General features: G+C 37.3%; 10 protein-coding genes. 2 read left to right on the forward strand and 8 right to left on the reverse strand.

Going from position 1 to position 12,405, the window contains the following annotated elements; translation table 11 throughout:
- Window positions 1-26 precede the first annotated feature (26 nt).
- The 6 genes from ccsB to P9211_RS04890 all read right to left on the reverse strand — a co-directional run bounded on the left by ccsB (window position 27) and on the right by P9211_RS04890 (window position 6,013).
- Window positions 27-962 (reverse strand): c-type cytochrome biogenesis protein CcsB, encoded by a 936-nt coding sequence (ccsB, locus tag P9211_RS04865; RefSeq protein ID WP_012195549.1) that lies wholly within the window; start codon window positions 960-962, stop codon window positions 27-29.
- A gap of 32 nt (window positions 963-994) precedes the next feature.
- Window positions 995-2,200 carry an LptF/LptG family permease gene (locus tag P9211_RS04870; RefSeq protein ID WP_012195550.1) on the reverse strand — a complete coding sequence of 402 codons (1,206 nt, stop codon included), beginning with the start codon at window positions 2,198-2,200 and terminating at the stop codon, window positions 995-997.
- Window positions 2,197-2,925, reverse strand: coding sequence for an LPS export ABC transporter ATP-binding protein (gene lptB, locus P9211_RS04875; RefSeq protein ID WP_012195551.1), 729 nt, complete (start codon window positions 2,923-2,925; stop codon window positions 2,197-2,199). The genes P9211_RS04870 and lptB overlap by 4 nt, the downstream gene beginning before the upstream one ends.
- A gap of 48 nt (window positions 2,926-2,973) precedes the next feature.
- Complete coding sequence (locus P9211_RS04880; RefSeq protein ID WP_012195552.1) at window positions 2,974-3,387, reverse strand: DUF309 domain-containing protein; 414 nt, start codon at window positions 3,385-3,387, stop codon at window positions 2,974-2,976.
- 2 nt (window positions 3,388-3,389) lie between these two features.
- On the reverse strand, window positions 3,390-5,189 hold the full coding sequence (gene typA / locus P9211_RS04885) for a translational GTPase TypA (protein ID WP_012195553.1): 1,800 nt from the start codon (window positions 5,187-5,189) through the stop codon (window positions 3,390-3,392).
- A 77-nt stretch (window positions 5,190-5,266) separates the two neighbouring features.
- The gene (locus P9211_RS04890) at window positions 5,267-6,013 is read right to left on the reverse strand and encodes a M15 family metallopeptidase (RefSeq protein ID WP_012195554.1); all 747 of its coding nucleotides are present in this window, start codon (window positions 6,011-6,013) and stop codon (window positions 5,267-5,269) included.
- 110 nt (window positions 6,014-6,123) lie between these two features.
- On the opposite strand from P9211_RS04890, the gene chlP reads away from it, so the two are divergent.
- Window positions 6,124-7,473, forward strand: a complete 1,350-nt coding sequence (gene chlP, locus P9211_RS04895) for a geranylgeranyl reductase (RefSeq protein ID WP_012195555.1) — start codon at window positions 6,124-6,126, stop codon at window positions 7,471-7,473.
- Window positions 7,474-7,483: 10 nt separating this feature from the next.
- On the opposite strand, the gene glyS is transcribed toward chlP, so the two are convergent.
- The gene (gene glyS, locus P9211_RS04900) at window positions 7,484-9,646 is read right to left on the reverse strand and encodes a glycine--tRNA ligase subunit beta (protein WP_012195556.1); all 2,163 of its coding nucleotides are present in this window, start codon (window positions 9,644-9,646) and stop codon (window positions 7,484-7,486) included.
- Window positions 9,647-9,737: 91 nt separating this feature from the next.
- On the opposite strand from glyS, the gene P9211_RS04905 reads away from it, so the two are divergent.
- Window positions 9,738-11,534 carry an NADPH-dependent assimilatory sulfite reductase hemoprotein subunit gene (locus P9211_RS04905; RefSeq protein ID WP_012195557.1) on the forward strand — a complete coding sequence of 599 codons (1,797 nt, stop codon included), beginning with the start codon at window positions 9,738-9,740 and terminating at the stop codon, window positions 11,532-11,534.
- Here the strand turns inward: P9211_RS04905 and P9211_RS04910 are convergent.
- Complete coding sequence (locus tag P9211_RS04910; protein ID WP_012195558.1) at window positions 11,489-12,223, reverse strand: M15 family metallopeptidase; 735 nt, start codon at window positions 12,221-12,223, stop codon at window positions 11,489-11,491. The two genes, P9211_RS04905 and P9211_RS04910, sit on opposite strands and share 46 nt — an antisense overlap.
- Between the last annotated feature and the right edge of the window lie 182 nt (window positions 12,224-12,405).

Below are 12,405 nucleotides of genomic sequence, written 5' to 3' on the forward strand. Positions count from 1 at the left end.
CCTAGGCTAAAAAAAGAGTAAGTTATTTAACTTAAAAACCATCCATAGCTATGAAGGCCTACCCCCAATAAGTTTACACCTATATAACAAATAACAATTATAAGAAAGCCAAAGGTAGCAATCATAGCAGGCTTTCTGCCTTGCCAACCTCTAGTAATGCGAGCATGAAGATATGCAGCATAAACTAACCATGATATTAGCGCCCAGGTTTCTTTGGGATCCCAACTCCACCAAGATCCCCATGCTTCGTTTGCCCATACGGCTCCGCTAACCAATCCTAAAGTTAATAATAAAAATCCAACTGTTATTGTCTGGTAGCTAAGATTATCTAAATTTTCTTCATTACTAAATAATTGTTGGAGACTGCGAGAATTTACATAGCCAGACTTAGTTGAATTACTAGTTCTATAAGCTCCAATTCCTAATGAAGAGCCTCGAATTTGTAGCTCATTAGAATTAGATAATATAAGTACTGCAAGTGACAATAGTGATCCCAATAATAATGCAGAGTAACTACACATGATTACACTTACATGCATAACCAACCAACTTGACCTTAAAGCCGGGACAAGAGGTCCGGCAATTTGTAGTTCTCCCGGCAAGGCAAAACTTGCAAAAGAAATTGTTAGTAAGGAAAAAGGAGTTAAAATTGCTGGTATTATTGGATTTAAGTATCTTCGCTCAATAATTAATTGAACCAATGTAGACGTCCATGTCAAAAAGCATAGTGATTCATAGAGATTGCTAACTGGGAAATGTCCAGACAAGAACCATCTCGTACATAATTGAAAAGCAAGAACAAGATTAGCAACACCTATTAAAAGTCTTACTAGGCTTGAATTTGAATTACTACTAAGTGACCAAAATGAAAAAGGAAGAGAAACCAGAATTAGTACAAAGGCTAGGAAAGCCATTAATAAAACTGGGTCACCTAAATTAGAGAAATGTGAAAGGAATATCATAAGAATCTTTGCATCTTAAAAAATCAATTTATTCAACTTGCTTTTTTAAGTAAAAAAGCGCCGCCTGCTAAGGAAAGAAAAACTGGAGTCCAAGCGGCAAAGAATGGAGTTAAGGCACCGCTAACACCTAATGAGCTAAAACTAAAACTCAGAACATAATATATAAGAATCAAGAACACGCTTACCCCAAAGCCTTGGCTCCTACTTGTCGTTGTACTTGGTTTCGCTCCTAGAGTACTACCTATCAACCCGAAAACTATACAAGCCATTGGCAGGGTAAATTTCTCTTGAATACGCACTCTCATTCTCCTAGCTTCTTTAATATTTCCACTCTTCAGATATAATTGTTCAGCTTTTAAAGCTTCTGAGACAGTCATATCATTTGCATCTTTGGGTATTGATCCTATTTTTATTGGCCCTGTACCCAATGGATATGAATAACTTTGGAACTTAGTTGTAGTGGTATTTCCTGTTGGAGAAAGTGTCAACATCATTCCATCAATAAAATCCCAAATGCCTTTTGATTCATTCCATAAGGCTTTATTAGCAACAATCATTTGGGTATAACCTTTCTTAGAAAAATCAAGCAGGGTTAACTTTGAGATCTTATTCTTATCAATTTTTCCTGCGTAAAATAAATGTGTAAGACTCTTTCTTTTCTTTTCATCCTTAAGGCCATCAATACGGCCTTTGCGTGAAAAAATAATATCTTCACCTATTTGATTAGATATGGCTTTGCCCAGTGAATTTTGTAAAATATATTCTGAATTACGATTAGATATAGGAACAATACTATTATTGAAGATAAAAGTTATTGATGTTATTAACAGTGCCAGAGCCATTGCTGGAGCAATCATGCGCTTTGTTGATACTCCAAGACTTCTAAGGGCTTTTAACTCACTATTAGATGAAAGTCTGCTATAGGCCAATAAAGTTGCCATAAGCATAGCCATTGGGAAAGACAACACAAGAAATCCTGGTATTCTTAGCAGAAAAACTTGAATTGCAATATTAAATGGCAACCCAGATTCAACTATTTGCCTTACCAGATCAAACATCACGCCTACAGAAAGGGAAACAACTGTAAAGGCAGATATTGCAAATAATAAGGGGGGTATTAATTCACCTAAAAGCCATCGATCTAACAATGGAAGTTTTCGCCATTGCTTAACAAAAGGCTTAATAAGATAAGGCCAATAGTTATTTATTCTAGAGATTGGCTTATTAAAATAGCTCAAAGCTTAAATTTTTCTCCTAGGTAATGACGTCTAACTAATGAGTTATTAGATACTTCAGACGAAGACCCTGATGCCAATATTTTACCTTCACTAAGTATGTATGAGCGATCAGTGATTGCCAAAGTCTCCCGAACATTATGGTCAGTAATAAGAATTCCCATACCTCGTGACTTTATGTTTTCGATAAGGATTTGTAAATCAACTACTGCCATAGGGTCTACACCAGCGAATGGTTCGTCGAGGAGTAAATACTTAGGTCCCTTAGGTCCCAATGCTACAGCTCTAGCAACTTCGCATCGTCGTCGTTCTCCTCCTGACAACTGATAACCTCGACGATGAAGAAATCCAGATAAATTAAACTCTTCAATAATCTTTTCTCTACGAATACGCGATAAAGAAGTGCTCATTCCAGCTTGTGATAGCGCTATATCGAGGTTTTCATGAACAGTAAGCTGCCTGAAAATGCTTGCCTCCTGAGGCAAATAACCTACTCCAAGCTTTGCTCTAGAAGGCATAGATAATTGGGTCACTTTTTTGCCTTCTAAAAAGACCTGACCAAAGTCCGGACGAAGAAATCCAATAATCAAATTAAAGCTAGTGGTTTTCCCTGCGCCGTTAGGCCCTAATAGCCCTACTACCTCCCCTGGAGTAACTTCTAAAGAGATATTATTAACTACCTTTCTTCCTGAAATTGATCTTGAAACATCCTTCAGCTGTAGGCTCATAATTGATTAACTGATGACGTCTAATTGATGAGGTTATTCATTTAATAATTATAAACTTAAATCTGTCTTTGATGAGTCTTTGTGAGACTTTCTGTAAATCACTGGAATAGAAACTTTATCTGGATTATCTTCTGACTGGAGAAGCCTTAATCTAGACTCTACAATAATACAAAGTCTATTAATATCTAAATCGAAATCTGGAAGGCCTAGCCTTTTTAATCTTCCTAAACCTTCACCATATAAAATTGTTGCACCCTTATGATTACCTCTAGTTAAATGTAGTTGTGCGACTGCAATCTGTAGGATCCCTTGAAGAGTTACTCTCTCCATACCATTACTTTCATGCCAAAGTTCTTCTAAAAGATCGTGTGCAGAGTACCAATCTTGAGAATTAAAGAGACTAATAGCATCATCAAAACGCTTATCTTTACTAAAAATATGTTCAGTGTTTATATCAATCATATTTACTTACTTCTTCTTTTCATTACTTTTTTCCTAAGTCGTATAGAGTCTGGTGTTACTTCAAGCATTTCTTCTGGTCCAATGTACTCCAAGGCTCTTTCTAAATTCATATCAATAGGTGATTGAAGAGTATCAAGTTCATCGGCTCCTGCTGACCGCATGTTTGTCAATTGCTTAGTCTTACAAATATTAATCTCTAGATCCTGAGGTCTATTATTCTCTCCAATTATCATTCCTTTATACACTTTTGTTCCAGGTGAAATAAAGTATTGACCTCGATCTTCGGCATTCTTTAAAGCATAGAAAGTAGAAACACCTTCTTCAAAAGAAATCAAGACTCCATTTCTTCTAGATTCAAATTCACCTATCATTGGTCGATATTCATAGAATGAATGGCTCATAATTCCTTCTCCTCTTGTTGCTCTTATAAATTCTCCTCTGAAACCAATTAAGCCTCTAGAAGGAACTACAAACTCCAACTGAGTTCTTCCATCATTACTATTGAACATATTTTGCATCTCCCCTTTTCGTTCGCCCAGCCTTTCTATGCAAATACCAACAGATTCCTCTGGTACATCTAACACAAGAGTCTCAAAAGGTTCACAAGTTAATTCATCAATATCTCTGAAAATAACCTGTGGCTGAGAGACCTGAAACTCGTAACCTTCTCTCCTCATTGTTTCTATTAAAATACCTAAATGCAACTCACCTCTACCACATACTGCAAAGCTATCTGGGGTATCTGTATCCTCAACTCTGAGTGCAACATTTGTAAGTAGTTCTTTGTAAAGTCTTTCTCTTAATTGTCTACTTGTTACAAACTTACCTTCTTTCCCTGCGAATGGAGAATCATTAACAACGAAAGTCATCTGCAATGTAGGCTCATCAACCTTGATTAAAGGGAGGGCTTTGGGCTCGTCAGGGCAAGCTATCGTTTCCCCAATATTTACATCTGGAAATCCTGCAATTGCAACAATATCTCCTGCAATAGCCTCTTCTTTCTCAATTCGTTGTAAGCCCTCAAATCCAAGTAATTTAGATATTCTGCCATGTTTTATAGATCCATCCTCCTTAATTAAGCTTGCTTTTTGACCACTTCTTATATAGCCATTATGAACTCTTCCAATAATAATTCGTCCTAAAAAATCTGAATAGTCAAGAGTAGTTATTTGAAGCTGAAGTGGTTTGTCTTTATCTCCCACAGGGGGGGGGACATGTCTAATTATTGAATCAAACAGAGGAATCATATTGTCACTTTTAGTTTGCATATCCGGCTTTGCAAATCCTCCCAAACCACTTCCAAAGAGATAAGGGAAATCACACTGGTCATCATCAGCCCCTAATTCAATGAAAAGGTCTAAAACTTTATCAACAGCTATCTCAGGATCAACTCTTGGGCGATCAATCTTATTAACAAACACAATTGGTCTCAATCCTTTTTCGAGTGCTTTTTTGAGAACAAATCGCGTTTGCGGCATAGGTCCTTCATTGGCGTCAACAATCAATAAGCAACCATCTACCATTCCAAGAACCCTTTCAACTTCTCCTCCAAAATCAGCATGACCTGGTGTGTCGACAATATTTATTCGGGTGTCCTTAAATGTAATTGCAGTATTTTTGGAAAGTATGGTTATTCCCCGTTCACGTTCTAAATCATTTGAATCCATTACACAGGTCGGTACAGCCTCGTTGTCGCGAAAAATCCCCGATTGAGATAGGAGTGCGTCGACAAGAGTTGTCTTACCATGATCTACGTGGGCAATAATTGCAATATTGCGAATCGATTGACTTTTTGAATTCATTTTAAAAGCCTAAAAAGAATTAAAAGAAAGGCCTAGTGCGAAACAATATCTCAAAGTGGGTAACTTAAGAAAAAGTTCTAATCAATATTGGAAATCTCTGAAAATAATTGCTGATTGGCTTTCTTAAACTGTTCAAGAGCCTCAACAGTACCTTCAAATCTCCAATGCCAAGGTTCATAACTTACTTTTTGGGAATTTCCTTTTGGGAAAGAAAGTATGAAGTGATATCTAGCTGCATTTTCTTGTAGCCATCTAAAGGCTGGTGTTTGCTCAAATTCAACTTCAAAATCTGTATATCTCATAGTGGCATCCCCAATATCAATTGCATAGCCAGTACTGTGCTCTGAATACCCTGGAGGAGCTGATACTCTGGCTCTTTCAACCGCGACTTGATTTCTCAAAGACTTATTGTCATAAAATATTTCTTTCTGAAGGTCTATAGATCTGTATCCACTTAAAAAAATGAGGTATATTCCATCCCTTTCAGCGGCTGCTCTCATATTCAGTAAAGCAGTATATGTATCTTTATGGACTTGTAGACCTGGATAAATTGTCCTCAAGTCTTCGCTAATTGCCTCAGGGTAAGGATAATGACCAAGCAGTCGATCGTCGTCTATCTGACGCTCAAGCCCTATTTGCTTATAAAAATAATCTCTTATAGATAAAAGGTTAGTTCCAAAAAATAATGTGAAGGTACCAACTAACAAAAATGTTGTAAAAACAATTTTTCTAGTAATTAAATCATTAGTCCTGACAGCCTTAGATCTTTGTGCGAGTGGAATCTCGTCAAAGTTTTTATTTCGAGCTGGTTGTGCCCGAGTCACAATTAAAAGAAAAATTCATGTTTCGATCGTAACGGTCTTGACCATTAGATGGCGCGCAAATCCAAATACAGATGTAAGTTTTAAATAAGATTCAAACTTTAATTCAAAAGATGTTGAGGATAGCAGTTATCGGTGGTGGGCCAAGTGGTTCCTGTGCAGCAGAAATTCTTGCAAAGGCAGGGATTAAGACATGGATATTTGAACGAAAATTGGACAACGCCAAACCATGTGGAGGAGCAATCCCTTTATGCATGGTTTCAGAGTTTGACTTGCCTGATTCAATTATTGACAGGAAGGTTAGAAATATGAGGATGATTTCACCCTCTAATAGAGAAGTTAATATAAGCTTAGATAAGGTCTATGGCGAAAATGATAATGAATATATAGGCATGTGCCGAAGGGAAGTAATGGATGCCTTTATGAGGAATCGTGCAGCTGATCTTGGAGCGACCTTAATAAATGGGTTGGTCACTAAAATAGAGACAGGAACTAACAAACAAGGACCATATACCCTTTCATATTCTGATTTTTCTAATGGCGAGACAACCGGAGAAAACAAAAAATTAGAAGTAGATCTAATAATTGGTGCAGATGGGGCCAATAGTCGAGTAGCCAAGGCGATGGATGCTGGTGACTACAATGTTGCAATCGCCTTTCAAGAACGTATAAAGCTCCCCAAAAAAGAAATGGGATATTACGAAGATTTAGCTGAAATGTACGTTGGTACGGATGTATCTCCAGACTTCTATGGATGGGTTTTCCCTAAATATGACCATGTAGCAGTAGGGACAGGAACAATGCAAAAGAATCAGTCGTTAATAAAAAGTCTTCAAGAGGGTGTAAGGCAAAGAGCACAAAAAAGGCTAGTTAATGGGGAAGTCATTAAAGTTGAAGCTCACCCAATACCAGAGCACCCTCGCCCAAGAAGAGTCGTTGGAAGGATGGCTCTAGTTGGAGATGCAGCTGGTTATGTAACCAAAAGTTCTGGGGAGGGAATTTATTTTGCAGCTAAAAGTGGGCGAATGTGTGCAGAAGAAATAGTAGAAGCTAGTAAAAATGGAGCCAAGATACCAACAGAACAAGATCTAAAAAAATATCTTAAAAAGTGGGATAAAAAATACGGAACTACTTATAAGGTTCTTGAAATACTTCAAAATATTTTTTATTCAAATGATGGAGCAAGAGAAGCTTTTGTAGAAATGTGTGATGACATGGACGTACAAAGATTAACTTTTGACAGCTATCTTTATAAGACCGTTGTAGCAATGAAGCCTTGGCAGCAATTAAAACTAACATTCCTTACACTTGGCTCAGTTCTACGGGGAAGAGCGTTAGCACCTAAATCGTATAAGCCAGTTGCAAGCGCTGTTAGAGATGAAGAAGAGGTTAAAAAGATGCTTGCAGTTAGCACAATTAAAGGGGGAATAAAAGTCAAAAACACCCCTCAGAAAGTCAGTTAAAATAACTGGTTTAATTTATTAAGTCGAAATCTGCAAGTTCGTTAGCTTGATTTCTCAATATCGACAAAAGATTTAACCTGTTATTTCTAAGAGGTATATTTTCTGTCATAACAAGTACGCTTTGTTCACCATCAAAGAAATTAGATAAGCTCTGTTTACCATCTTTAAGGCCAGTAGCCAGTTGCTCATAACGAGTACTAGATGTACATATTGCAAAAGGTTCAAGTTTATTAACTACATCTAGCATCTCTGATTCACTATTTTTCTCAAACAAAGAAGTGTCAACTACATCAGAAGCACTAAGAATATCAAGAGGGAGTGTGCCTTTATCAGCTAAACGTTTAGCTCGAGTAACCACAAATTGTACACCACTTAAATCACCAGTACTTCGTAAATTTGTCAAGACTTTTGCTCTAACCAAAATGTCATTAGGATCGCGTAGTAGACGTTCGATTGAGATCGACTCTCCTGCTATAGCTTGAACTATATCGGAATCTACTCCTGATTCTTCCAAAAGGCTAATAATTCTCAAACGGAAAAAACTAGTTAATTCATTTAGAAGCTGATGACTGTTGAAATTAAAGTTTGGGAATAATTCTCTCCAATAACTAACTGAAAGATTAAGCATTTGATATACATCTAGAGAGATGGATTTATTCCATAAAATCTGCAAAACACCATTAGCTGATCTCCTTAATGCATAAGGGTCAGAAGAACCAGTAGGGCGCTCTCCTTTAGCAAAAATGCTAACAAGAAGCTCTAGCTTATCAAGAATGGCCAGTAGAGATCCAATATGTGATTGAGGAAGATCATCATTAGAACTCCGCGGCATGTAATGCTCAAGGACTGATAATGCAACATCCCTAGGCTCACCTTCTGAAAGAAGATATTTTCCGCCTATTAAACCTTGCAGCTCTGGGAACTCTCCTACCATTTGGCTAACAAGGTCATGCTTACAAAGTTGTGCTGCTCGTGTTAGATGAAGAGAGTCACTTTTACTAATATTTAAGATGGTACTTAACTTATTACTAAGCCATACAATCCTTTCAACGCGGTCATAAAGTGAGCCTAGCCCACTAGCGAAGGTAACTCTCTTAAGTTGATCATTTCGTTGAATACTAGGAATTGATAAATCAAGATCAATAAAGAACCTTGCATCGGCAAAACGTGCTTTTAGGACTCTTTCATTACCTTGGCGAATTGTATTTTCCCCGGCTGACAAACCATTAGAAATACATAAAAAAGATGGATGCAATATCTTCTCTGAAACTAATGCTAGAGGGTCTATTTCTATATTCTTCAAATAGAGGGGTATATATCTCTGATGAACCTTCATTACTGTAGTTAAAACTTCCGGAGGAAGTCTTAAAAAAGATTCACTAAAGCTACATTTTACTAAAGAAGGGAATTCTACAATGTCTGTTAACTCATTCAATAGATCTAAAGAAAGGTCAGGGTTAGCCTTAAGTTCATTTGAAGCATTTTGTATCAGAGAATTAATAAGCTTCTGCCTTTCTTCTCTAACAACTAAGACTCCAACACTTCTTAAAAGTTCTAAATATTTATTAGGAGAACTAATAGTTACGGGTTGATCGAAGAGGCGGTGAGGTCTAGAAATATTGTCTGAAATAATTAGTGGATCAGTTCCTATAAGGGTTATAGGTAGTTTCTCTGAGTCGAGCAAGCATACAATCCATCTAATGGGTCGGGAGAATCTGGTTTCTCCACTTCCCCACCTCATGAATCTATTTCCTTGCACTCTGTTTACCCATGAAGGGACTAAATCAACTAAAAGTTGAGAGGCAGGGAGACCCTTCTCAAGAATTTTCGCATAAACAAAAGCTCCTTTAGAAGTTTCCCTAACTTCTAAATCCTCTGGAAGGATCTGATATTTCTTTGCGAATCCAATAGCAGCTTGCGAGGGAACCCCATTTATAAAGGCTTGTGTCGAAGGCGGCCCTTTCCTGTCTTCAGAAAAATCTTCTGCTCTATCTAGCAGATCAGAAATTATTAAGGAGATCCTTCTTGGAGTACTTGTACAAATAACACGTCCATGGGAAAGTCTTTTCTGAGCCAGATCATTTACCACTATTTCATGAAGTTGAGAAGGCGCCAACCTGGCAAACTCAGGTGGCATCTCCTCTGTTCCAATCTCAAGCAAAAAAGTGGACACAGAGAAAAGAAGTAGATAGATATCACACTTTATTGAACAATGAGTTAAAAAAGTATGATTGTTCTAGCTAAGGTGTTTAAAAAAGTATTTCGTGACTAAAGAAGCACTAAGTTTGCCTGATATCGACGATTCGCCTCTCTCTCCTTGTGTTGCCAATGGTCAAGACAGAACTAAATTTGAACAATTCAAAGCAGATAGTGATTACTTAAAAGAGCCCCTTAGAACAGAATTACAAAACAATAGTGATCATTTCAGTAACGATGCTGTACAACTTTTAAAGTTCCATGGAAGTTATCAGCAGGACAATAGAGATACCAGGCAAAAAGGAGTTGAGAAAGACTGGCAAATGATGCTGAGGCTAAGGAGCCCAGGCGGGCATATACCTCCGGAATTATTTGTGGCATTAGACCATCTTTCAGATCAGCTAGGCAATGGAACTCTACGAGCAACAACACGACAAGCATTCCAAATGCATGGGATTAAGAAAGAAAGCCTAAAAACTGTGATCGAAACAATTATTAGATCAATGGGTTCAACACTTGCGGCTTGCGGTGATATAAACAGAAATGTAATGGCCCCAGCAGCGCCCTTTACATATGGTGACTACCCAGTTGCGCGACGTTTAGCAAATCAAATTGCAGATGTACTTAGCCCCTCATACGCTGAGAAAACTTATCTCGAGCTTTGGGTTGACGGAGATATAAGCTATAAAATAAGCCCTTCTAATGAAGTTAAAAAAGTAAGAAAGAATCAATATAAGGAAGGTGTCTATAGTGGAGACATTAAAGAACCACTATACGGATCAACTTATTTACCTAGAAAATTTAAATGTGCAGTTACAGTTCCTGGTGATAATTCGGTTGACTTACTAACTCAAGACATTGGTTTGGTTGTTTTTACTAATGCGAAAAATAAACTTATAGGCTGCAATGTTTACGTTGGCGGAGGAATGGGGCGTACACATAATAACGAAGAGACTTTTGCAAGATCTGCTGAACCAATTGGTTTCGTATCTGCAGAATATGTGCTCGAGTTGGTTCAATCTATTCTTGCTCTCCAAAGAGACTATGGTGACAGGAAGGTAAGAAGACATGCGAGAATGAAGTATCTAATTAATGACAAAGGCATTGAGTGGTTTATTGACAAACTAAAAAATAATTACTTCAAGTACCCTATAAAAAGTTTAAGGAAAGAACCAACCTCTAAATTACTTGATTATCTTGGTTGGCATAAACAATCTCATGATCTATATTTTGTAGGCATACCTCTTTTATCAGGTAGACTTAGTGGAGAGTATAAAAAAGCCATTTGTAAACTTGTTAATAAATTTAAATTAGATATTCAGCTAACACCTAATCAAGATCTACTACTCTGCAATATTGGAAGTTATCAAAGGTCATCTATTAAAAAGGAATTAAGCAATATTGGTATTATTAAACCTGATTCACCTGAACCTATTCAAAGGCATGCGTTAGCCTGCCCTGCTCTACCACTTTGTGGTTTAGCTGTTACAGAAGCTGAGCGAATCCTGCCAGAAATTTTAGATCGTATAAACACCCAGCTTTCTGACCTGAGGATTCAAAAGACGTTGCTATTTCGTATGACAGGTTGTCCAAATGGATGCGCCAGGCCATACATGGCGGAACTAGCTTTGGTAGGTAGTGGCTTAGATCAATATCAACTATGGCTTGGTGGTAGTCCGAACTTGCAAAGGCTTGCGAAGCCTTTTATTCAAAGGATGCCTTTGACATCACTAGAAGAAACACTTAAGCCTCTCTTTATTAGTTGGAAGAATTCTAAAAAAGAAATTAGTTTCGGTGACCATATGAATGAACTAGGAGATCAAAATATAATGGAGTTACTATCACTAAAAGACAAGGAGCCATAAAAGGCATTTGCTGAATTATTTTTCCATGCCCATAGTTGATCTCCATAACTAAAATGCCACCATTCATTTGGATGCTGTACAAAACCAGCGCTGCTCATCATCTCGTGCAATAAAAGTCTTCTGGAATGCCAAGTTGCTGAGATAGAATTAGGGTTAGTCTTCGCTGATTGTGAATAGTGATTAGGCATTGAAATGTCTCCAATCTCATCAATAGCCCCACCCATGTCAATAGGAAGACCATTAGAGGTAGCTAATGTGATATCAATTGCTGCGCCAGTGCTATGTGGGGGTGGTGTTAATGGATTAGTACTTGGTGGTGCCCAAAACTTTTGAACTTGATCAACTATTTCTTGATATTTCGATGAATAATTACTATCTGAAAAAGAAATTGCTTGGTTAAGACATTCTCTTTGAATCGAATATTCAACCATAAATTTTTGTACAGCCAATGGTCTCCAGGCGTCAAAAATAGCAAGTTGAAGCTCAGAATTGGTATTTTTTAGAAGATCTTGGGCTAAAAATAACCTATCAATAACCTTGGACCTCAGTCTCCACGGAGAGGATCCGTTAGCGTAAGGAGCACCTAAAGAAAGATATGGATGAGGCTCTAAACGCAATAATCTAAATGGTATTTCTACCAGAGGATCTTTAGAGGCAGAGATAGGTATCTGATGCCAAGGTCTTAGCACTAAATTAACTTCCCTAGATGAAGACTTTCCACAAAATACATAGTTTTTCCACAAATGTAATCTCGCTTTACTAAAAACGAAACCCTATAAATAGCTGTAGATATAAATAATTATATGATATGAGCCTAGAATTATATAGTAAATCTAGGTTTCAATCGAATAATTTTCAATACTAAAACCCT

It is taken from the genome of Prochlorococcus marinus str. MIT 9211, assembly GCF_000018585.1.
Taxonomy (GTDB): domain Bacteria; phylum Cyanobacteriota; class Cyanobacteriia; order PCC-6307; family Cyanobiaceae; genus Prochlorococcus_D; species Prochlorococcus_D marinus_B.